Below are 20,998 nucleotides of genomic sequence, written 5' to 3'. Positions count from 1 at the left end.
ACCCGTCTCATGTGAGAGCTCGTAGGTGCTCGTCCGTGCTTGTAGGTGCTCGTCCGTGCTCGCCGCCTGGAGGGAGACCGGGTGTGGCGGTTGTCGTGAGTGAGATCGCGGTGGCCTTCGAGGGAGCCGGCGGCGGCGCGGGCGAGCTGACGTGGGGTCAGCTCGGGATCTGGCGTCGGACCCAGCAGACCGGGCGGACCATGAACCTGGTCGTGCACATGCCGCTGGAGCCGGGCGTGCCGGTGGCGGAGCTGGCCGGGATGCTGCGCTTCCTGGTCAGCCGCCATCCGGCGCTGCGCACGCGGCTGCGGTTCGTCGCGGCGCCGGACGGCGGGCTGCGACCGCAGCAGGTCATCGCGGAGGCGGGGAAGGTCCCGCTGCGGATCGTCGATCTTGACGACGGCGACGAGCTGGTCGCGGCTGTGGAGGAGCAGCGGTCCCGGTATGAGCTCGACTTCTTCGACTACGAGCGCGAGTTTCCGATACGGATGGCGGTCATCCGGCAGTCCGGGACCCCGGTGCATCTGGTGATCGGCTACAGCCACGTCCTGCTGGACGGGGTCGGAATCCGAGCGCTGGCCGGCGATCTGGAGCACTTCGACCGCGCCGGCGGGGAGGCCGGGGTGGCGACCGCGCCGCCGCCGGAGGTGCCCAGTCCGCTGGACGTGGCGCAGGCGCAGGGCGCGCCGTCGGGGCGGCGGCAGAGCAGCCGTGCGCTTCGGTATTGGGCGGCTCAGCTTGATCGACTGACCGGTTGGCAAGCCGCTGAGCCTGCTGTCGGGGAGGAACCGCGGTACTGGGAATTGGTCGGCTACTCCCCCGCGATGGAACTGGGGATGCGTGCGGTGGCGGCACGCACCGGGGTCGGCACGACGCATGTGCTGCTGGCTGCTTACGCCGTCGCGGTCAGCCGGGTGTTCGGGCGGGACCCGAGCCTGGCACAGATCGTGGTCGGCAATCGCTTCCGGCCTGGCTTCGCGGAGTTGGCGTCGCAGATCTCGCAGCACGGGATCTGCGTGGTCGACGTCGCGGACGCCGCCTTCGACGAGGTCGTGGCGCGCGCGGAGAAGGCGGTGACCGGTGCTTCCTTTGCCGGGTACTACGACCCGGTCGAGTGCGATGCGCTGCTGGCGCAGGTTGCCGCGCAGCGCGGGCGGCCGCTGGGTATCGAGTGGCACCTCAACGATCGTCGGGACAACGCCGGGGCAGGCGAGCGCGACGGCGTGGTGCCCGATGCGCGGGACGTGGACGAGGTACTGCCGCTGAGCAAGTGGTACTGGGGACGCAAGGTTCCGGTCTTCGACGGAGCTCTGTTCATTCAGGTCGATTCCGAGCCCTTGGTGCCCGAACGCAGGATCCCGGGCGTAACGCCGCCCGCAGTGCATCTGGAGATCTGGATCGACACCCGGTCCTTCGCCGTGGCGCAGATCGAGGCGTTCGCCCGGGAGATGGAGGCTGTCGTGGTGGAGGCGGCGCGTGCTTGACGAGGCTCCGCTGGAAGTCGTGGCGTTCTTCCTCCCGCAGTTCCACCCGATTCCGCAGAACGACAGCTGGTGGGGAACCGGCTTCACCGAATGGACTCACACAGCGCTGGCCCGTCCGCTGTTCGAAGGGCACCTTCAGCCACGGCTGCCGGCGGATCTGGGGTTCTACGACCTGCGGGTGCCCGAAACCCGCCGTGCGCAATGGGAACTCGCCGCGCACCACGGCGTGACAGCGTTCTGCTACTGGCACTACTGGTTCGGCGGCGGCACACGACTGCTGGAACGGCCGGAGCAGGACCTGTTGAAGGACCCTGACTTGCCGCACCGGTACTGCCTCGGCTGGGCGAACCAGTCCTGGACCGGGGTCTGGCACGGCCGCGGCGACGAGGTCCTGCAACAGCAGAGGTATCCCGGCGAAGCCGACGACGTCGAACACTTCAAATGCCTGCTCCCGCACTTCACCGACGAGCGGTACCTGACCGTCGACGGCCGACCGGTGTTCTACCTGTTCCGCCCCGACGACATCCCCGACCTGGCGCGGCTGGTCACACTGTGGCGGCAGCTGGCAGCGGACGCCGGACTGCCCGGGCTGTATCTGGTCGGCGACGCCGACGGCGCCTGGGTCCACGACGTGGATCAGCACCTTGACGCGGCAGTGTGGAACCCGGCGCCGCCACCACTGGGCCACTCGTTGGCGGATTCGTTCGCCGGCATGCCCCTCCGCGAGGAGCCCAGAGCGTTCCAGTACGACAAGATCTACGCCGACTGGCTCCTGAACGGCTCCGCCGCCCCGATCCGCCGACACCCCTGCGTCGTCCCCGGCTTCGACAACACCCCGCGCTCAGGACGCCGCGGGGTCCTGCTGCACCACCCCGACCCCGAGATCTTCGAGGCCGCAGTCACCGAGGCGGTCCGCAGGGAGCAAGCGATGCCCGACCCGCGAATGCTGTTCATCAAGTCCTGGAACGAATGGGCCGAAGGCTCGGTGATGGAGCCGGACCAGCATTTCGGGCGCAGCTTCCTGCGGGCGCTCAGGCGAGGCTTAGACGTTCGGCCGCCGCTCTGAAGGCGATGCTGATCCGATGTAGCAGTTGGCGAACAGCGCGACGTTGAGCGGCACGCCGTACCGGGTCCGCGCGACCGGCTAGGACCGGCGCGGACCCGGCGAGAGGCCATGGCCCGCGCCGGCTGCCGTGCACGGCGGCCAGCGGAAGCTGGTGCAGCGTCAGAGCAATGTGCACGCGTACGCCGGCTGCTGTGCCGTAACCCCAGTGCGCGAAGGTGCCCAGCGGCCAGGCTGCGCGATCGGGAAGATCGCGTTGCGTGAAACCCTCGATCACGCGCTTGGCCACCTCGCCCGGGTCCGGCGCTTGTTCGCTACGGCAGCGTCCACTTCTGGTTGGCGCCGCCGTTGCAGTCCCAGATCTGCAGCTGGGTTCCGTCGGTGGTGCTGCTGGCGGGGTCGTCGAGGCAGCGGCCGGATTGCGGGTTCAGCAGCGTGCCGTTGCTTTGCGCGTTCCAGACCTGGGCTCCGGTGCCGTTGCAGTCGTACAGCTGCACCTTCACGCCGTTGGCTGTGCCGCCGCTGATGATGTCCATGCACTTGCCCAGGACGCTGAGGCTGCCGTTGGCGTTCACCGTGAACTGCTGCGCCGAGGATCCGTTGCAGGTCCAGAGCTGGATCGCGGTGCCGTTCGCCGTGGCCTGGTGGTTGTCGTCCACGCACTTGCCGGCGATACCGGAGGTGATCGGGCCGATCGGCGGCGCTGTGCCGACGAGGGCGGCGACGAGGGCGGCTTCGGCGCTGGCTTGGGATCCGGAGGTTATCGACTGGATGGGTCCGGCCCAGCTCAGGCCGAGCTGTCCGGCGCTGTTGGTGTCGTGGGCGATGATCGAGTTCGCCTGGGCTTGCAGGTAGCTGTTATAGGCGGTCGTGCCTGCTGCCGTGGCCAGCGAGCGCAGCCCGCGGACGTAGACGCCCTTGAACGACGGGCCGTCCGCGCCGCAGTTGGGTTCGCAGGGCTCGACGACGATGCCGTTCTGGTTGAAGTGTGCCGTCGAGGCGTTGGCGAGAGTCTCCGCGGTGGTGAGCAGGCCGGTGTTGCCGGTGGCCCGGGACAGCTCAGAAAGACCGGCCAGGATCACGCCCTGATTGTAGGTCCAGACGGTCTGGCCGTTGTTCTGGCAGCCGCTGGTGAGTCCGTCGTTGATCAGGTGCGAGCCGTTGATCATGCCGCTGCCGTTGAACCAGTTCCATTCCGCGTTCGCCCACCCGAGATAGGTGGAGTCGCCGGCGATGCGGTTGTGCAGCGCGGCGGTGAGGTCCAGGAAGAGCTCGTTGGGGATCGCGTTCTTGTAGGACTTCGCGGTGCTCCAATAGACGCCGCCACCACAGACCGAATCCCAGTAGCCGTGGATGTAGTTCGCGTCGGTCTGCGCCATCTGGAGGTACGCGGTGTTTCCGGTGATGTCGTAAGCCTGCACCCACGCAAGCCCCCACCAGCCGGTGTCGTCCATGTAGTCGTTCTCGAAGTTCGAGCCCTTGTTGGCGTTGAAGGCTCCGGCGATGGCGTAGCTGTAGGACGTGTCGCCGGTGGTCTGCTGATACGTCATGATCGTGCTCAGCGCGACCGCCGAGGTCCACCAGCCGTCGCCACCGATGAGGCCGTTGCCGGAGTTGTAGCCGGCCATCAGGACTTTGGCTCCGGATGCCGCAGCCGGGCTCGAGACGGCGGGCACCGCGGTCCGAGGCGCGGCAGCCGCCGCACCACCTCCGAGCAGACCGATACCGAACGCCAGGCCCGAGACCAGCGCGACGATGGCTGTGACCAGGCTTCTTGTTCTTGTGCCGAACATGTGCGGCTCCTGAATGCTTCGCTCCGGAAGGAGGCGAGCGCACCGCCCGCGCCCATGGGAACGTTCACAGATCGAGGCTGAGTATCAATCCGACTCAGCACCCTGTCAAGGCGCGCCGACCATCGAATCCGGCCGGGTCCCGACGGATGGGCGCGTCCGAGTCTGGTTGATCTCGTTGGTTTTGCAAACTCTGATGCCAGAGTATTGACAGAACCACGCAAGAGTCACCACGATGCGACACGGTGACTCGCCGACCGCCGGACGACCGCCCTCGTCCGGCAGCACACGGGTTCCCGCCGCCTCCGGCGCGGCCGATCGACCGATCACCCGATCACCCGTTCCGGACGGTTGGCAATGCCCTGATCCAGGTCGCGCGGACTACCGGTCCCCGGCGGCTCGCGTTCCACTCCGCCACGTTCCGTCATGTTCCGCCATGCCCCATACACCGTTCCGCAGCGATCCACCGTCGTCGACGGCCGGCACGCACCGCAGCCGGCCGCCCGGAAAGGAACACCGATGCCCACCGCCCGCGTCGTCAGACCACCCAGACTCCTGCTCTACCTCGCCCTCACCGCGCTGCTGGCGTCGGTGTTCTACGTCGCCACCGCCGGCGCCCCGGCAAGCGCGGCGACCTCCACCACGATCTCCGCGAACGGTTCCAGCGGCGGCCGGACCTTCGACGGCATCGGCGCGATCAGCGGCGGCGGCGGGAACTCCCGGCTGCTGAAGGACTATCCGGCCGCTCAGCAGTCGCAGATCCTGGACTACCTGTTCAAGCCCGGCTACGGCGCGGACTTGCAGATGCTGAAGCTGGAGATCGGCGGCGACGCCAACTCCACCGACGGCTCCGAGCCCTCGATCGAGCACACCCGCGGTGTGGTCAACTGCAACGCCGGCTATGAGTTCTGGCTCGCCCAACAAGCCAAGGCCCGCAACCCCAACATCGCCTTCTACGGCCTGGCCTGGGCCGCACCCGGCTGGATCTCCGGCGGCTTCTGGTCCACCGACACGATCAACTACCTGATCAGCTGGCTGGGCTGCGCGAAAGCCGACGGCGTCCCGGTGTCCTACCTCGGCGGCTGGAACGAGCGCGGCTTCAACGCCGACTGGTACATCAACCTGCGCACCGCCCTGAACAACGCCGGCTACGGCGACGTCAAGATCGTCGCCGACGACTCCGGCTGGGACGCCGTCGACGCCGCCGCCTCCAACTCCGCGTTCAACAACGCCGTGTCGATCTGGGGCGCGCACTACTCCTGCAACGGTGGTGACGGCGGCAACGCCGACACCTGCTCCAGCGACGCCGCGGCGAAAGCCAACGGCAAGCCGCTGTGGGACAGCGAGCAGGGGTCGCAGGACATGAACACCGGCGCCCCGGCACTGATCCGCGCCATCACCCGCGGCTACATCGACGCCAAGATGACCAGCTACTTCAACTGGCCGCTGATCGCCGCGATCTATCCCAACCTGCCGTACTCCACCGTCGGGCTGATGACGGCCGGCTCGCCGTGGTCCGGCGCGTACTCCGTCGGCGCCAACACCTGGGCCACCGCGCAGGTCACACAGTTCACGCAGCCGGGGTGGAAGTTCCTGGACAGCGGCTCGGGCTACCTCGGCGGCTCGGAGTCCAACGGAACCTACGTCACGCTGAAGTCCACCAACAACAGCGACTACACCACGATCGTGGAGACCACCACCGCCAGCGCCGCGCAGAACGTCACGATCAACGTCAGCGGCGGGCTGTCCACCGGCACCGCGCACGTCTGGGCGACCAACCTGAACAACCCCAGCACCGGGGCGTCGCTGATCCACACCCAGGACGTCACCCCGTCCAACGGCTCCTACACGCTGTCCGTCCAGCCCGGCTACGTCTACTCGATCACGACGACGACGGGCCAGGGTAAGGGCACTGCGACGTCCCCGGCGTCCGGCGCGCTGGCGCTGCCCTACAGCGACACCTTCGACAGCGACGCCACCAACACCGAGGCCAAGTACCTGTCGGACATGCAGGGCTCCTTCGAGGTCCGGCCGTGCGCCAACGGCCGCTCGGGGCAGTGCGTGCAGCAGGTCACGCCGGTCATCCCGATCGAGTGGCAGAACGACTCCGACGCCTTCTCCCTGCTCGGCGATCCCACCTGGTCCAACTACACCGTCAAGGTCGACGTGAACCTGCAGCAGGCCGGCACCGCCGAACTGCTGGGCCGCGCCGGCACGCAGTCCCGACCGCAGGGGAATCAGAACCTGTACAAGTTCCGGGTCTCCAACACCGGCGCCTGGTCGATCGTGAAGAACTACAGCAGCGGCTCGTCCACCACTCTGGCCAGCGGCACGACCACCGCCCTGGGCACCGGCACCTGGCACACCCTCAGCCTGGGCTTCCAGGGCACGACGATCACCGCCATGGTCGACGGCAACACCGTCAAGACCGTCACCGACTCCACCTTCCTGTCCGGACAGGTCGGCATCGGCGTGGTCGGCTACCAGACCGACCAGTTCGACAACCTCACCATCACTCCGGGCACCGGCACGGCACAGCCTCCGACCGGCCCGATCACCTCCGGCGTCGCCGGCAAGTGCCTGGACGACAACGGCGGCTCGACCGTCAACGGCACCGCCGCCCAGATCTGGGACTGCAACAACACCGCCGCCCAGCAGTGGACGTACAACGGCGGGGCGTTGCAGGTGAACGGCAAGTGCCTGGACATCACCGGAGCCGCCACCGCCAACGGCACGCTGGCGGAGATCTGGGACTGTAACGGAGGCGGCAACCAGCAGTGGGTCCAGAACGGCAACACCCTGGTCAACCCGGCTTCCGGACGCTGCCTGGACGACCCCGGGTTCAGCACGACCAACGGCACGCAACTGGAGATCTGGGACTGCAACGGCGGCACGAACCAGCAATGGACGCTGCCGTCGGCGTGACGCGCCGGCAGCACAGGCTCATCTGAACACGGTACCGCGCGGCCTCCCTTGCCGGATGGACGCGCGGCACCGGACCACCTGGAATGAGGACCAGCCATGAACAGAATCGCGGCACTCCTTGCCGCCACGGCGATCGCCGCCATCGGCACGGCGGCGACCGGCACGGCCACCGCCTCCGCGGCTGGCGCCACCCCCGCAGCCACCACGACCGCGCTGCGGCTCATGCCGCTGGGCGACTCGATCACCTGGGGCGTCGGCAGCAGCACCGGGAACAGCTATCGCAACACCCTGTGGAACGATCTCTCCAGCGAGGGACACGCCGAGGACTTCGTCGGCAGCATCCGCAACGGCACCATGTCCGACCCCGACAACGAGGGCCACTCCGGCTACCGCATCGACCAGATCTCCGCGCTCGCTGACGCCACGGTCGACCACTACCGGCCGAACGTCATCACCCTGGAGATCGGCACCAACGACCTGAACCAGAACTACCAGGTCTCCACGGCGCCGGCGCGTCTCAAAACCCTGATCGACCAGCTCACCTTCGACGCACCCGACGCGACTGTCCTGGTCGGTTCGGTGATCGTCTCCACCAGTGCGGTCGAGGAGCAGAACCGGGCCGCGTTCAACCAGCAGATACCCGGGATCGTCCAGACCGAGCAGGCGGCGGGCAAGCACGTCCGCTACGTCGATATGAGTGCCCTGACAGCATCCGACCTGTCTGACTCGCTGCACCCCAACGACGGCGGCTACGTGAAGATGGCCACCGCCTTCAACAGCGGCGTCCAGGCCGCCGACGCCGCCGGCTGGCTCAAGGCACCGGCTCCGTCCGGCGGCGCGGTGCAGTCCGGAATCGCCGGCAAGTGCATGGACGTCAACGGCGGCAGCAACGCCGACGGAACCATCGCTCAGATCTGGACCTGCAACAGCTCCGACGCGCAGTACTGGTCGGCCTACGGCGACGGCACGCTGCGCGCCGAGGGCAAGTGCCTGGACGCCACCGGCGCGGCCACCGCGAACGGCACGAAGGTCGAGATCTGGGACTGCAACGGCGGCGGCAACCAGGTCTGGCAGGCCTACAACGGCGGATACCGCAACCCGGCATCCGGCCGCTGCCTCGACGACCCCGGCCTGTCCACCACTGACGGCACGCAGTTGGTGCTGTGGGACTGCAACGGCGGCGCCAACCAGAAGTGGACGACGCTGGCGGCCGGCTGAGGCAGGGCTCGTATAACCAGCCAGCCAGGGCCGGCTCCCTCGTCGCGCGCGATCCGATGAGGGAGTCGGCAGGACTACGCCGCGTAGAGGATCAAAAGGGAGAGAAAGGCCAAGAGATACAAGATCATCAGTCCAGGTATCACCGCGAGAAGGCCCACAAGGCTGGCGGCCAGCAGGTGTGGCCAATCCATGAGTTCGCGGACTCCATGCGGTACCGTGCCGCGGATCCAGCGGCTCAGCAGCCACAAAGCCGCCCCTTCGGCAGCTGCCACCACGCACGCCACGAAGAACCAGAGCGCCATCCAGACCGCGGCGTCATGGTTGCTGGCCAGGCGGACGACGCCTTTGCCGGTGACGTACGCGGGCGTCCTCGCACCGGCGCGGTAGTCATGACTCGCGTCGCCGACCGCCGCGTCGATGCGGACGCCCGAGCGCCCGTCGAAGGTACCGGCACAGGTATAAGTGACGGTCGTGAGGGTCGCTCCGTTGGCGTCAGCGCTCTTATGCACTTGCCGATCACCACAGGACTCGGCCACAAAGATGCCGCGACCTGCCCCCACGCCGCGAAAAGTCTCCGCCTCATGCCAGCCGCGGACACACAGCAGCACCGGAATCACCAGTGCGGCCACGACACCGAGGATCACGACCACGGTCGCGATCGTGGCGGGCCGCAGCCGGCGCGGGTCGTCGAGCACGGACTCGCCACGATCGGCCATGCTGGCGGTATACCCGGCGGGGGCGGGCGACAAAGTCAGGGTGCTGAGGTTGCCGGTTGCCTAGTCGGACGGCACGCGGCTGGAGCCCGATCGGTCACGCGGGCAAGGCGTCTCCGGGGAACCCGTGGCACGGGTGGACGTCGCAGGTCATCATCCCGGCTCGCACGCAGGGGTCGCCGGCCATGAGTTCCGCGGCTTCCTCCGCTGGCAGGGTCATGACCGCGACGCCGCAAACGGTGTCGGAGGCGACCGGGCACAGGACCGCGATCACGCCGTCGGCGCGCAGGCTCACCATGCGCCTCTGGTGTTCGAGTTCGATGGCGTCCGCGCCGTCCATGGTGCGGTTCGGACCCCACTGCAAGATGGCGAGGCTGAAGGGCTTCGCGGTCGCGGCCAGCGCCTGGATCTGCTCGTCGGTGACGACAGTGCTCATGATGTCTGCCTCCTTCTACTTCTCGACGCGCTCGGCCAGGGAGACGATGATGCCCTCGGGTCCGCGGACGTAGGCCATCCGCCACACGCCCTCGTACTCGCCGATGCCGCCCACCAGGCCGAAGCCCTCGGCCGCGGCGTGGTCGACGGCAGCCTGCAGGTCGTGTACTTCGAAGGCGACGTTGCGCAGGCCCAGCTCGTTGGCCGGTGCGGCGGCCGAACCCGGCAGGTGGTCCGGGCGGGTGAAGCTCGAGAGTTCCAGCGTCGTGCCGCCGCCGGGCACGTGCAGCATGACGATCTCGGTGCGCGCGCCGGTCATGCCGATGACCGCGTCCAGGAACTCGCCCTCGACCGCCATCTTCTGATCGGCCTCCAGGCCCAGGGCGACGAAGAACGCCGTCGCGGCGTCGAGGTCGGCGACGGTTATGCCGACGTGGTCGAAGCGCCTTACGAAGGTCATCGGAGTTCCTTTCGGGGTTCCCTTAAGAGACTTCAGTAGGGAGAACCTACCAGCTCGGCTACTCCTGAGGGAACCCCGATGCGCGTCACCGACCTACTTGACGGTGAGGGTGCCGTGCATGAAGGGGTGGATCGTGCAGGTGTACGCGTACGTACCCGCCGTCGCCGGCGCGGTGAACGTGACCGTCTGGCCGGGGTTGACGTCACCGGTGTCGAACGCGTTGCCGGTCGAGGCGGTCACCGTGTGGGCGACGGAATCGTTGTTGATCACCGCGACCTTCTGACCGGCGGAGACGCTCAGGGTCGACGGGCTGAACGTGAAGTTGCTGATGACGATCTGCGGGGCGCCGACCGGAACGCCTGTGCTACCGGTACCGGCGCCAGGGCTCGTACTGGCGCTGGTACCGGAACTCATGCTGGTACTCATGCTCGGGCTGCTGCTGGTACTCGTGCCGGACGGCGCGGCGGCCGGGTGAGAGCTGCTACTGGAGCACGCCGTCAGGGTCAGCGCGGTAGCCGCCGCCAGAAGCGTCGCGGCGGCGGTCTTGCCGGAGAAGCGGAGCACGGCGGCATCCTCACTGGTGGTCTGGACCAGGGCCCAGAGGTCTGCGTACAGGGCGGAAGTCGTACGCCATCCGACATTTCGGACAGCGCATCACCAGTGTGCCGCCCGTCCGCGTCCCCGGCGCGGCGGCAGCTCCGTCAGACGGTCAAAAGAGTGGGTCGGCAACTACGTCGGCAGACCACCAATCCGCGGTGCCACCGCCTCCGAATCAACTCCTGAAGGTCATCCGAGCTGAACCGTTAGCTGGAGGAGAGCACGATGACGCATGCCAAAAGAACGACCAGGATCATGGCACTGGCCGCTGCCCCCGCGGCCCTGCTGGCGTTCCCGCTGGCTTTCACCGCCTCGACCGCGAGCGCGCAGTCGTCCGGCAGCGCCACCTACATGGCGACGCTGAACCCGTTGAACCACGCCGGCGGCTCCGGGTCGCTGATGCTCCAGTTGACCGGCGACAAGGCCGTCATCACCGAGAACGTGCACGGGCTGGCCACCACCTTCATGGGCGCGGCGTACCCGCACGTCCAGCACATCCACATCGGCGCGGCGGGCACCTGCCCGAGCGGCACCTCCGCCGACAAGAACGGCGACGGCGTGATCAGCACGACCGAGGGCGCGCCGTTCTACGGCGGCATCGGCACCACCCTGTCCGTCAGCGGCGACACCAGTCCGGCGGCCGGCACCGACGTCAAGATCGCTCCGTCCGGCGGCTCGTTCGACTACTCGCGCACCATCACCCTGGACTCGGCGACCGTGTCCTCGATCGAGTCCGGCAAGGCCGTGATCGTGGTCCACGGTCTGGACCCGACCACGCTGAGCGCCCAGGCGCAGGCCGAGCCCAGTGATCTGGTGCCCTCGCTGCCACTGGCCGCGACCTCGCCGGCGCTGTGCGGTCCGCTGCAGGTGTCGCAGATGGCTGCGGTACCCGGCGGCGGGGTGAACACCGGCGGCGGCGGGACCTCCGGTCTGCAGCAGCCGTGGATGTTCGCCGCGAGCGCGGGCCTGGCGGCCACCGCTGGTGGCGCGCTGTACCTGCGGCGCCGGAACGCCGACCAGAAGTAGGCAGCGGTCATGTCCTGGCTGACAAGGCTGTTCGGAAGTGGCCGCCGGCGTCTGCTGGCGTCGGCGGCCGCCGTCCTGCTGCTGGCTTCGGCGGGAGGGCTGGCGCTCGGGTTCGCGGCGCAGCACCACCCGCCGCAGCCTCCGGCTTCGGCCGCGCTGCCGGCTGCGGGAGTGCCGAACGCGGCGAGCGCCGGAACGACGCCGAGCACTTCACCAGCGCCGGCCTCGCCTTCGCCCGCCGCAACGCCCGCAGCACCCGCAACGCCGACGAAGCCAGCCGCTCCAGCCACTCCAACCGCCGCACCCACCGCGATCAGCATCCCGGAGATCGGCGTGCACCACACCCTGATCCAACTCGGCCAGAACTCCGACGGCACCATCCAGACACCGCCGCTGACCGACCCCTCGATTCCGGGCTGGTACCGCTACTCCCCCGCGCCGGGCCAGGTGGGACCGTCAGTCATCGTCGGACACATCGACGGCACGACCGGCGCCAAGGGCGTCTTCTACAACCTGGGCGCGCTGCGTCCCGGTGACACCGTCGACGTCAGCCGCAGCGACGACACCGTGGCCGTGTTCCGGATCGACGGCATCAACAAGTACGCCAAGAGCGCCTTCCCCACCGCGACCGTCTACGGCAACACCACCAACCCGCAGCTGCGGCTGATCACCTGCGCCGGACCGTTCGAGAACCAGCACTACCTGGACGACATCGTCGTCTACGCCAGCTTGACCGCGATCCACCCGGCCTAGCCGAGAGAGGCGGGAAGACATCATGAGGGCACTGCGACTGCTCGCAGCCGTATCCGTGACGGCGGCGATGGCGGCCGGCTGCGCGTCGGCGAAGGCAACGGCTCCAGGCGCCTCTGCTCCGAGCACGTCGTCCAGCCCGTCGGCAGCGGCCGGAGCCACAACGGCTCCCACCGCCGGCTCGTCCGCGGCCGGTCCGTCGGCATCCGCGCTGATGGTCTGCGGGACGGAGATCCAGGGCGCCGTGGAGACGATCCTCGCCGCCTCGCCGGCTCCGACGACGACCACCACCTGGACCGATCACCTCTACACCTGCACCTACCACCTCGCCTCCGGCACGCTCGTGCTGTCGGTGAAGGAGTCCCCGGACACCGCGTCCGCGAACACCTACCTCGCGACACTCCAGCGCCAGCTGGGCTCCACGACCCCGCTCACCGGCAGCGAAGGCCTGGGCAACCCCGGATTCCAGAACGCCGCGGGCAACGTCGTGGTCCTGAAGGACGACAAGACCCTGCACGTCGATGCCACCGGACTGGCGGCGGCATCCGGCCCGAGCAAACTCAGCCGCGCCGACGTCGCCTACGAGGTCACCACCGACATCCTGGGCTGCTGGACCGGCAAGTAGGACACGCGGCCGCGAGCCAGTCCGGCAAGGAAAGGAGCACCCTGATGTCTAGGAAACCGCTGGCAGCGGTCCTCGCCGGCACGGCGTTGTTCGTTCTCGGCTCCGCCGGCGCGGCTTCGGCGCATGTCACCATCGGGCCCGACGCGACCACTCCTCCGGGCTGAGGTGGACGCTGTGCTCCGTCGACTGCTGGCGATTCCGGCCCTGGTCATCTGTCTGATCCTGCTCACCGCGCAGGGCGCCTTCGCGCACGCCACGGTGGTCGCGACCTCCCCCGGCGACGGGCAGACCGTCGCCTCGGCGCCGCGTCAGGCGTCGGTGACCTTCGACGAGCCGGTGTCCCTCCAGTTCGGTGCCCTGCGGGTGTTCGACCCCAGCGGCGCGCGAGTGGACGAGGGCAGCCCAGCCCACCCCACCGGCCGCGCCGACGAGGTCGCCGTCGATCTGGCGAGCGGACTGAAGCAGGGCACGTACACGGTGTCCTGGCGCGTCATCTCCGACGACTCCCATCCCGTGCAGGGAGCGTTCACGTTCAGCGTCGGCCAAGCCTCCGCATCGACAGTGAACTCCACAACGCTGAACACCTCGGGAAGTAAGACGGTCGGCGCGCTCTACGGGGTCGCACGCTTCGTCGCCTACGCCGCGTTCGCCGTCCTGGTCGGTGCGGCAGTGTTCGTATTCGCGTGGTGGCCGAACGGCGCACGCACCAGAGCGGTGCGGATCCTGGTGGCGTCGGCGTGGAGCAGCCTCACTGTGGCCACCGCCGGTGTGCTGGTGTTGCAGGGCCCTTATGGTGCGGGCTTCGGCCTCAGCCGCGCGCTGGATACCGGTGTGCTGCGCACCACCTTGTCGACGCGCCTCGGTGCAGCGCTGTCGATACGACTGATTCTGCTGGCGCTCACCGCTGCTTTGCTTGCCTGGCTCTTCACCCGCCTGCCCGACGCTTCGCGGCGAGCCCGGATTCTGGTCGCGGTCGCCGGTGCGCTGCTGACCGTGGGCATCGCCGCGACGTGGGCCGTGTCCGGACATGCCGGCACCGGGGTCCAGGTGGCGCTCGCCGTGCCGGTCGACGTCACGCACCTGTGCGCGATGGCCGTCTGGCTCGGCGGGCTGACGATGCTGGCCGCGATCGTCCTCCGCCGCAGCGGCCGCGAAACACCGAATGAGCGGGCACGGATGGTGCGCCGGTTCTCGCCGGTGGCGCTGTGGTGCGTGATCGTGCTCGTCGGCACCGGCACGTACCAAAGCTGGCGGCAGGTGGGCTCCGTGCCCGCGCTCACCGGCACCGCGTACGGAAGGCTGCTGCTGCTCAAGCTGCTCGGCGTGGCCATCCTGATCGGCTTGGGCTACCTGGCGCGCACCTGGATCGCCCGACACCGCGAGGACCGAAACGGGACCACCGACCGCGCCGCGATCTCCCGCCTGCGCCGTTCCGTCGCCGGCGAGGTCGGCGTGGGAGTCTGCGTCCTCGCACTGACCGCCGCCCTGGTCAACGCCCCACCCGCGCGCACCGCCCACGCAGCCTCCGCCGGACCGGCCAGCGCCTCCGCCGCGTTCGACACCGGCGGTCCCGGCGGCAGCGGCACCGTCCAGGTCACCGTCGACCCGGCCAAGACCGGCTCCGACACGGTCCACCTCTACACCCTCAGCCCGACCGGCAAGCAGCAACAGGTCCTCCAGGTCCAGGCATCCTTCACCCTCGCCTCCCACGCCCTGGGCCCGCTGCCGATGACGCTGCGCACCGCCGGAGCCGGCCACCTGATCGGCAACGCCTCCCTCCCCCTCGCCGGCACCTGGCGCCTAGCCGTCACCCTGCGCACCGACGACGTGGACGAGACGACCGTCCAGATCCCCATCACCATCCGGTGAAAACGGCGCTCGCGCGAAGCCGTAAGAGCCCGCTCCAATCCGAACGCGGCCCAGGCTCGAATCTGTTTTGAGAGCCTCGGCGAGGACAGGAGCGCGACGATGTTCGATCTGCGGAAGTTGATCCCCATACACCGCACGGCCTCCCGTTCCACGCCAGAGGACGTGGTCCGGGAAGCCGAGGCCGTCGTTCACCGCTGCTGGCTCGACCAGCTCACCGAGCGGCGTCGGGAGATGGAGGCGGCGCTGCGTCGAGCAGCCGACCGCTGTGACGCGGCGCAGCACAGCCTGACTGCGGCTCAGCGCAGCGGCGACCCGCGGATGATCGCCGTGTCTCAGCGCGATCTGGAGAAGGCTTTGGAGGCGGCTCGGAAAACGTTGCTCGCGTGGGAGCGGACGTGCCGCGCCCTGAGCAGTGAGGCCGATCTACTGTGACGACGACCGTGTCTTGATGCGGAAGACGATGAGCCCGCAGACGGCGAAGCTGACCGCCCAGCACAGGCCGAGCGCCAGGTGTCCCCACAGTGCGGTGTGGCCGAAGGCGCCGCCTACGGCGAACTGCATCGGGCCGAAGGAGGGGAACCATTCCAGGATCGGCTTGTTCGCCAGCGGGTTGCCGAGCGGGTTCTGGAGGAAGGTGTCCATCAGGCCGCCCATGATGATCAGGAAGAAGCCTTCGAGGTCGCCTTTCACCAGGACGCCGAGCAGCAGGCCGAAGGCGCCGTAGGTCAGGGCGATGACCGTGTAGCCGGCGGCGATGGACAGCCAGCCGGTCAGGCTCGGTCGCCAGAAGGCCAGCAGCACCAGGGCGGCGTAGACCGCGACGCCGGTGGCGATGGCGGCGATGGACAGGGTCTTGGCGCCGATCAGGCTGGCCTGCCGGTATCCGGCGAAGACCAGACGCTTGTCGAAGGCCAGGGCCTTGCGGATGGCGTCGAAGATGGCGAAGCCGACGATCATCGCCATGGCGTTGAGTCCGGCACTGATCAAGGTGAGCTGTCCGCCGTCGACGGTGAGCAGCCGGCCGGTGGAGAACATCTTGATGCTCAGTTTCTGGTGGCCGGTCATCGCCATCATCAGCGCGTACCAGACCGGCACGAACGCCACCAGCAGCACGCCGGCCAGGCGGTTGCGCGTCTGGTTGCGCAGCGCGAACCGCAGCGCGGTGGGGAACTGCCGGAACCTCGCCTCGCGTCCCGGTCCGGACGGCAGCCGGACCAGCGGTTCAGTGGTTGCCATCGTCGACCCCTGACTCGCTGCCCGCGTGCGATCGGGCGTGCAGGGTGCCGTCCTCCAAGTCGACCAGGAGGTCAAACCGGTCCTGCTCGAACACCAGGTGCGTGATCACCACGATCGCCCTGCCCGCCGAGCGCAGATCGCCGACCAGGTCCCAGAACCGCAGGTAGGTCTCCCAGTCAAAGCCCTGATACGGTTCGTCCAGCAGCAGCACGTCAGGATCGTGCAGCAGCGCCAGTGTGAGATTCAGCTTCTGCCGGGTCCCGCCGGACAACGCGCCGGCAGGAGTACGGCGGAACTTCTCGTAGCCCAGCTGCTCCATCAGCTCCTCGCCGCGATCCAGGCTCGACAGCCGGTAGGCGGCGGCGAAATAGCGCAGATGCTGGCCGACGGTGAGGTTGTCCGACACCACCGCGTCCTGGGGGCAATAGCCCAAGCTCCCGGACAACTCCACGGTCCCGGCGTCGGCTTTGAGAGTGCCGGCGAGAGTCTTGAGCAGCGTCGACTTACCCGAGCCGTTCTCCCCGACCACCGCGACCAACTGCCCCGGCTCGACCATCAGGTCGGCACCGGCCAGAACCTGGTGTCGGCCATAGGATTTACGCACTCCGCGCGCCTGCAACACCGCGGTCACGACGCACCCCCAGCCTCGGGAAGCTGCGGATCAGCCTGCAGCCCGCTGGCATACACCGCCAGCATCTCCGAGGCCCACCTCGCCATCCCCTCCTGCGAGAGCGGATCCACGCCGAGCACTTCGGTCAGCCGGTCCCGCAGCAGCAGCACCGCCAGATCGTTGGCCATCAGGAACGCCGCGCGCACCGCCGGATCAGCACCCGGCGCGGCCATACCGGCCTCCGACAACGCCGCCAGCATCCCCTGGCTGACCGCGAAGAGCTTGGCGAACAACTCCTTGCCCGCCTCGGAATCGGTCAGCAGCATCCGGCGCAGATACGCCGGCATCGGCGAGTCCGCCGGCAGATGCTGCAACACCGCCTCCACCAGCGAACCGGTCGCCGCCGGATCGTACAGATCCGGCGCGCCCTCGCCGGTCATCTCGGTCAGCATCCCGTCGAACGTCTCCAGCACATGTCGATCGACCACGTCGCGCAGCCCCTCCTTCGAACCGAAGTGATGGACGACCAACGCCGCCGACACCCCCGCGGCCGTGGCGATCTGCCGCACCGACACAGCATCCGGGCCGTGAGCGGCGAACAGCGCCAGCGCCTCGTCCCGGATGACCGCGCGCGCGGTCCGGTCGTCTTTGATTGAACGCACATTCAGGATACTAAACGCTTGTTCAGTCGATGTCGAGGCGGGAGGGCGCGGCGCGGGGGCGGGGCGCGAAGTCCAGTTGCGAAGGGCGGGCGTGAGCGAGGTCCAGGCAGGAATTCCAGGCGCGAGGTCGAGGCACGAAGTCGAGACACAAGCGCGGCGCGAGGGCGAGGCGCGAAGTCGAGACACGAAGTCGAGACACAAGCGCGGGGCGTCGAAGCGCGGGCGCGCGGCGCGAGAGCCAGGCGCGAGGTTGAGGCGCGAGACCGGCGCGCGAGGGCGAGGCGCGAAGGCGAGACACAAGGTCCAGGCGCGAGACGGGGCGGGGCGTCGAAGCACGAGGCCGGGGCGCGAGAGCCAGGCGCGAGGTCGAGGTGCGAGGCCAGGGTGCGGCGGCGGGGCGCGAAGACCGGGCCCGAGCCGGGTCAGGGCTTCCGGATCCGGGATTCGATGTGGTCGAGCATGGTGTCCAGGGCTACCTCCAGCGGTCTGACCGTGCGCTGGATCTGCGTGAGCAGCAGTCCGCCCTGGAGTGCGGTGAGGGTGGCCAGGGCGAGGTCATCGGGGTCGGCGTCGAGTTCGCCGCGTGCGTGCATGGCCGCCAGGCCTGTCTGGATCGCGGCTTCCCAGCGCAGGAAGCCCGACGCCACGGCGAGCCGGGCCTCGGGGTTGTTCTCGGCGACCTCGCTGCCGAGTGAGCCGATCGGGCAGCCGCCTCGGCATTGGAGCCGGCGCTGGAATTCGACCAGCGCGTCACGCCACGCGCGCAGTCCGTCCATGGTGTCCAGGCGGTCGAAGAGCGGATGCTGCATCTCCAGCACCGCCTCGGTCTGATGGTCGATCACCGCGAGCAGCAGTGCCTGTTTGTCGGCGAAGTAGTGGTAGATCTGCGAGCCGCTCACCCCGGCGGCCGCTCGCACGTCCTCCAGCGTCGCCTCGGTCAGGCCGCGCTCGTACATCAGCTGCGCCGCGGCGGCCACGATCCGGCGCCTGGTCTCCTCGCCCTTGCGGGTCAGCCGTTTGCCTTTTGAGGGCGTCGAGCGCGTCGTGCGCGCCGAGGGCGCCGTGGCTCGCGCGGGCGGCGGCGCTGTTTCGGTGTCCATGGCTCCAGCGTAGCGCTTTTTGGATTAGACAACCCATTTTTCACGAACAATCCTGGGTCACATAACCCATTCCTGCCGCGCGCCAGCGTGGCTCGAACCCCAGGAGCAGGACATGGAACTCACCGGCAAGCTCGCCCTGATCACCGGCTCGACCGCCGGCATCGGCCGCGAGACCGCAGCCCTCATGGCCGCGTCGGGCGCCACGGTCGTGGTGACCGGACGCCATCAGGAGCGGGGCGAGCAGACCGTCAAGGAGATCACCGCGAACGGCGGCGCCGCGCGGTTCGTCGCCGCCGACCTGAGCGACCTGGACTCGCTGCGCCACCTCGCCGAAGAGGTCGGCGCGGTGGACATCCTGGTCAACAACGCCGCCATCTTCCCCGGCGCACCGACCGTGGACCAGGACCTGGAGTCCTTCGAGGCGACGCTCTCCGCCAACATCCGCGCCCCCTTCTTCCTGACCGCGGCGCTGGCTCCCGCGATGCTCGCCCGGGGAACCGGAGCCATCGTCAACGTCAGCACCATGGCAGCCCGCATCGGCATGCCGGGCCTGGCCGTGTACAGCGCGAGCAAGGCCGCACTGGAATCGCTGACCCGCACCTGGGCCGCCGAATTCAGCCCGGCCGGCATCCGCGTGAACGCCGTCGCACCCGGCCCGACCCGCACCGACACAGTCCTGTCCGTCATGGGCGAGCAGGGCGCCGACCAGATCGGCGCCACAACCCTCCTTGGCCGCGTCGCCGCCCCCCGCGAAATCGCCGAGGTCATCACCTTCCTGGCCAGCGACCGCGCCGCCTACATCACCGGCGCCGTCATCGCCGCCGACGCCGGGCGGACCGCCGCCTGAAGGCTCCCCGGCGCCGCCCCGCTGTCACCCCCACCGCGCTCAGCCCGCCAGCATGATCCCCACGAACACGGCGCCCAGCGCGGTCAGGGTCGCGGCGGCACCGAAGACGCCGGTCCGGCTCTTGGACGTGGCGCGGGCGTGGAGCGCGGCGGCCACTCCTGACAGCGCGACCAGGACGATCTTCAGGATGAGCGTGTGGGACCACGCGCCGTGGTTCTCGTCGTGATCGGCGGCCACGCTCCAAATGCCGGTCAGGACCGTGATGCCGAACGCCGGCCAGGCAATCCGGTTGAAGGCTTTCGCGACGGTCTGCGGAACGCCGGCGCCGGCGGTGCGCAGGGCCGGGATCAGGGCGGCGACGACGATCTGGCCTCCGACCCAGACGGTGGCGGCGGTGACGTGCAGGAACAAGCGGACGGTGTCCCAGTTGACGGTGAGCATGGCGGTCCGGAACTCGCTTTCGGTTTAATGTCAGAACATTGATAATGAGGTCGGCGGGGCGGGTTCGGCTAACGCAGGTGCTCCTCCAGGCTTCGCCACCAACGCTGCTCGGCGGCCGGCAGGTCGCTGAGCGGGACGATCCGTTCCGGATGCCACGCGGGCACCGGAGCCAGAGCCGGAGCCGGAGTCGGACCGGGAGTCGCAGCCGGCTCGGCCTCCGGCTTCCTGTCCGCATCGCACGCGCACCCGACAGGGTGCTGATACAGCGCCAATTGCACTCGGGCTCCGGATCCCTCGGCGAAGGCCCAGAACGCGCCTTTCAGAATCCTGATCAGCCGGCGGCGGAATCTTCCTGTCACAGCGCCCACAGATCCTGCCGGTCCAAGACCTGCTGGTCGGCGGTGAGCATGGCCAGGTGGACGCGCTGCAACTGCGCGTTGGGCTCCACTCCCAGTTCGGCGACCAGGCTGTCGCGCAGTCCGCGGTAGACGGTCAGCGCGTCTCCGGTGCGCCCGGAGCCGTGCAGGGCCACCATCAGCCGCACGTGCAGGCTCTCGTTGAACGGATGCCGCGCGGCCAGCTCGGTCAGTTCGGGGACGACCTGGCCGTGGCGGCGCAGGCGCAAGTCGATGTCGATGCGGGACTTCACCGCCGCGATCCGGCGCTCCTCAAGACGGCGCGCGGCGCTGTGCAGCACGACGCCGCAGGACACGTCGAGCAACGCCGGACCGCGCCACAATCCCAGCGCGCGCCGGTAGTTCTCCGTCGCCAGCTCATAGCACTGATTCGTGGCGGCGCGCTGTCCCTCGTCGCAGAGCCGGTCGAATTCGAGCATGTCGAGCATGTCCGAGCGCAGTTCCAGGCAGTAGCCCGACGCCCAGGTGGCCAACGCCGGCCGGTCCGGATCGTCGCTCATCGCGGCGATCATCTGGCGGATCTCGGAGGCGTAGACGCGCAGCGCGTGCAGCGCGGTGCGCGGCGGGTTGGTCCCCCAGATCTCGGTGATGAGGGTGTCGGTGCCGACGGCGGTGTTCGCCGACACCAGCAGGGCGGCCAGCAGGGTCCGGATCTTCGCGGCTCGGGGCGTCAGCCGGGTCCGGCCGTCGCAGACCTCCATCGGGCCCAGGATGTCGAAGCGCATCTGCTC

The 20,998-nt window shown here is 69.0% G+C and carries 22 protein-coding genes; 10 read left to right on the top strand and 12 right to left on the bottom strand.

Annotation, left to right across the window (positions count from 1 at the left end; all coding sequences use genetic code 11):
- Nucleotides 1-83: 83 nt before the first annotated feature.
- Together CACI_RS17805 and CACI_RS17800 are read left to right on the top strand one after the other, a co-directional pair.
- Nucleotides 84-1,484: a condensation domain-containing protein gene (locus CACI_RS17805; protein WP_015792218.1), complete on the top strand. Its 1,401-nt coding sequence runs from the start codon at nucleotides 84-86 to the stop codon at nucleotides 1,482-1,484.
- Nucleotides 1,477-2,550: a glycosyltransferase WbsX family protein gene (locus tag CACI_RS17800; RefSeq protein ID WP_015792217.1), complete on the top strand. Its 1,074-nt coding sequence runs from the start codon at nucleotides 1,477-1,479 to the stop codon at nucleotides 2,548-2,550. The genes CACI_RS17805 and CACI_RS17800 overlap by 8 nt, the downstream gene beginning before the upstream one ends.
- A gap of 311 nt (nucleotides 2,551-2,861) precedes the next feature.
- Here the strand turns inward: CACI_RS17800 and CACI_RS45720 are convergent, their stop codons facing one another.
- On the bottom strand, nucleotides 2,862-4,340 hold the full coding sequence (locus CACI_RS45720; protein WP_015792216.1) for a glycoside hydrolase family 76 protein: 1,479 nt from the start codon (nucleotides 4,338-4,340) through the stop codon (nucleotides 2,862-2,864).
- Between the two features lie 516 nt (nucleotides 4,341-4,856).
- On the opposite strand from CACI_RS45720, the gene CACI_RS17790 reads away from it, so the two are divergent.
- Both CACI_RS17790 and CACI_RS17785 read left to right on the top strand, forming a co-directional pair.
- Nucleotides 4,857-7,262, top strand: a complete 2,406-nt coding sequence (locus CACI_RS17790) for a ricin-type beta-trefoil lectin domain protein (RefSeq protein WP_015792215.1) — start codon at nucleotides 4,857-4,859, stop codon at nucleotides 7,260-7,262.
- A gap of 96 nt (nucleotides 7,263-7,358) precedes the next feature.
- A complete protein-coding gene (locus CACI_RS17785) occupies nucleotides 7,359-8,480 on the top strand; it encodes an SGNH/GDSL hydrolase family protein (protein ID WP_015792214.1) in 1,122 nt (373 codons plus the stop codon).
- A gap of 74 nt (nucleotides 8,481-8,554) precedes the next feature.
- Here CACI_RS17785 and CACI_RS17780 read toward each other — a convergent pair whose 3' ends face one another.
- The 4 genes from CACI_RS17780 to CACI_RS47940 form a co-directional block, all read right to left on the bottom strand.
- A complete protein-coding gene (locus CACI_RS17780; protein WP_015792213.1) occupies nucleotides 8,555-9,196 on the bottom strand; it encodes a hypothetical protein in 642 nt (213 codons plus the stop codon).
- A 94-nt stretch (nucleotides 9,197-9,290) separates the two neighbouring features.
- The gene (locus tag CACI_RS17775; protein ID WP_015792212.1) at nucleotides 9,291-9,629 is read right to left on the bottom strand and encodes a hypothetical protein; all 339 of its coding nucleotides are present in this window, start codon (nucleotides 9,627-9,629) and stop codon (nucleotides 9,291-9,293) included.
- A 15-nt stretch (nucleotides 9,630-9,644) separates the two neighbouring features.
- Nucleotides 9,645-10,088, bottom strand: a complete 444-nt coding sequence (locus CACI_RS17770) for a VOC family protein (RefSeq protein ID WP_015792211.1) — start codon at nucleotides 10,086-10,088, stop codon at nucleotides 9,645-9,647.
- A 93-nt stretch (nucleotides 10,089-10,181) separates the two neighbouring features.
- On the bottom strand, nucleotides 10,182-10,652 hold the full coding sequence (locus tag CACI_RS47940; protein WP_015792210.1) for a cupredoxin domain-containing protein: 471 nt from the start codon (nucleotides 10,650-10,652) through the stop codon (nucleotides 10,182-10,184).
- Between the two features lie 258 nt (nucleotides 10,653-10,910).
- On the opposite strand from CACI_RS47940, the gene CACI_RS17760 reads away from it, so the two are divergent.
- The 5 genes from CACI_RS17760 (at nucleotide 10,911) to CACI_RS17740 (ending at nucleotide 15,387) form a co-directional block, all read left to right on the top strand.
- Nucleotides 10,911-11,711 carry a hypothetical protein gene (locus CACI_RS17760; RefSeq protein ID WP_015792209.1) on the top strand — a complete coding sequence of 267 codons (801 nt, stop codon included), beginning with the start codon at nucleotides 10,911-10,913 and terminating at the stop codon, nucleotides 11,709-11,711.
- 9 nt (nucleotides 11,712-11,720) lie between these two features.
- Nucleotides 11,721-12,464 carry a class F sortase gene (locus tag CACI_RS17755; RefSeq protein ID WP_015792208.1) on the top strand — a complete coding sequence of 248 codons (744 nt, stop codon included), beginning with the start codon at nucleotides 11,721-11,723 and terminating at the stop codon, nucleotides 12,462-12,464.
- Nucleotides 12,465-12,486: 22 nt separating this feature from the next.
- Nucleotides 12,487-13,086 (top strand): hypothetical protein, encoded by a 600-nt coding sequence (locus tag CACI_RS17750; RefSeq protein WP_015792207.1) that lies wholly within the window; start codon nucleotides 12,487-12,489, stop codon nucleotides 13,084-13,086.
- A gap of 174 nt (nucleotides 13,087-13,260) precedes the next feature.
- On the top strand, nucleotides 13,261-14,955 hold the full coding sequence (locus CACI_RS17745; RefSeq protein ID WP_015792205.1) for a copper resistance CopC/CopD family protein: 1,695 nt from the start codon (nucleotides 13,261-13,263) through the stop codon (nucleotides 14,953-14,955).
- 99 nt (nucleotides 14,956-15,054) lie between these two features.
- Complete coding sequence (locus tag CACI_RS17740) at nucleotides 15,055-15,387, top strand: hypothetical protein (protein ID WP_015792204.1); 333 nt, start codon at nucleotides 15,055-15,057, stop codon at nucleotides 15,385-15,387.
- Here CACI_RS17740 and CACI_RS17735 read toward each other — a convergent pair.
- The 4 genes from CACI_RS17735 to CACI_RS17720 all read right to left on the bottom strand — a co-directional run bounded on the left by CACI_RS17735 (nucleotide 15,379) and on the right by CACI_RS17720 (nucleotide 18,563).
- Nucleotides 15,379-16,191 (bottom strand): hypothetical protein, encoded by an 813-nt coding sequence (locus tag CACI_RS17735; RefSeq protein ID WP_015792203.1) that lies wholly within the window; start codon nucleotides 16,189-16,191, stop codon nucleotides 15,379-15,381. The genes CACI_RS17740 and CACI_RS17735 overlap by 9 nt on opposite strands.
- The gene (locus CACI_RS17730; protein ID WP_015792202.1) at nucleotides 16,178-16,822 is read right to left on the bottom strand and encodes an ABC transporter ATP-binding protein; all 645 of its coding nucleotides are present in this window, start codon (nucleotides 16,820-16,822) and stop codon (nucleotides 16,178-16,180) included. Before CACI_RS17730 ends, CACI_RS17735 begins: the two co-directional genes overlap by 14 nt.
- On the bottom strand, nucleotides 16,819-17,463 hold the full coding sequence (locus tag CACI_RS17725; RefSeq protein ID WP_015792201.1) for a TetR/AcrR family transcriptional regulator: 645 nt from the start codon (nucleotides 17,461-17,463) through the stop codon (nucleotides 16,819-16,821). The genes CACI_RS17730 and CACI_RS17725 overlap by 4 nt, the downstream gene beginning before the upstream one ends.
- A gap of 422 nt (nucleotides 17,464-17,885) precedes the next feature.
- Nucleotides 17,886-18,563, bottom strand: a complete 678-nt coding sequence (locus CACI_RS17720; protein ID WP_015792200.1) for a TetR/AcrR family transcriptional regulator — start codon at nucleotides 18,561-18,563, stop codon at nucleotides 17,886-17,888.
- 112 nt (nucleotides 18,564-18,675) lie between these two features.
- On the opposite strand from CACI_RS17720, the gene CACI_RS17715 reads away from it, so the two are divergent.
- Entirely contained in the window at nucleotides 18,676-19,410 is a 735-nt protein-coding gene (locus CACI_RS17715) for an SDR family NAD(P)-dependent oxidoreductase (RefSeq protein WP_015792199.1), read from the top strand.
- 39 nt (nucleotides 19,411-19,449) lie between these two features.
- Here CACI_RS17715 and CACI_RS17710 read toward each other — a convergent pair whose 3' ends face one another.
- The 3 genes from CACI_RS17710 to CACI_RS17700 form a co-directional block, all read right to left on the bottom strand.
- The gene (locus CACI_RS17710; RefSeq protein WP_015792198.1) at nucleotides 19,450-19,851 is read right to left on the bottom strand and encodes a hypothetical protein; all 402 of its coding nucleotides are present in this window, start codon (nucleotides 19,849-19,851) and stop codon (nucleotides 19,450-19,452) included.
- 68 nt (nucleotides 19,852-19,919) lie between these two features.
- Complete coding sequence (locus tag CACI_RS17705; RefSeq protein WP_143765285.1) at nucleotides 19,920-20,210, bottom strand: hypothetical protein; 291 nt, start codon at nucleotides 20,208-20,210, stop codon at nucleotides 19,920-19,922.
- Complete coding sequence (locus CACI_RS17700; protein WP_015792197.1) at nucleotides 20,207-20,992, bottom strand: AfsR/SARP family transcriptional regulator; 786 nt, start codon at nucleotides 20,990-20,992, stop codon at nucleotides 20,207-20,209. Before CACI_RS17700 ends, CACI_RS17705 begins: the two co-directional genes overlap by 4 nt.
- Nucleotides 20,993-20,998: the final 6 nt, after the last annotated feature.

The organism is Catenulispora acidiphila DSM 44928 (assembly GCF_000024025.1).
Lineage (GTDB): Bacteria > Actinomycetota > Actinomycetes > Streptomycetales > Catenulisporaceae > Catenulispora > Catenulispora acidiphila.
Note: the sequence above shows the minus strand (reverse complement) of the source record. Positions and strands in the feature narration are given on the sequence as shown.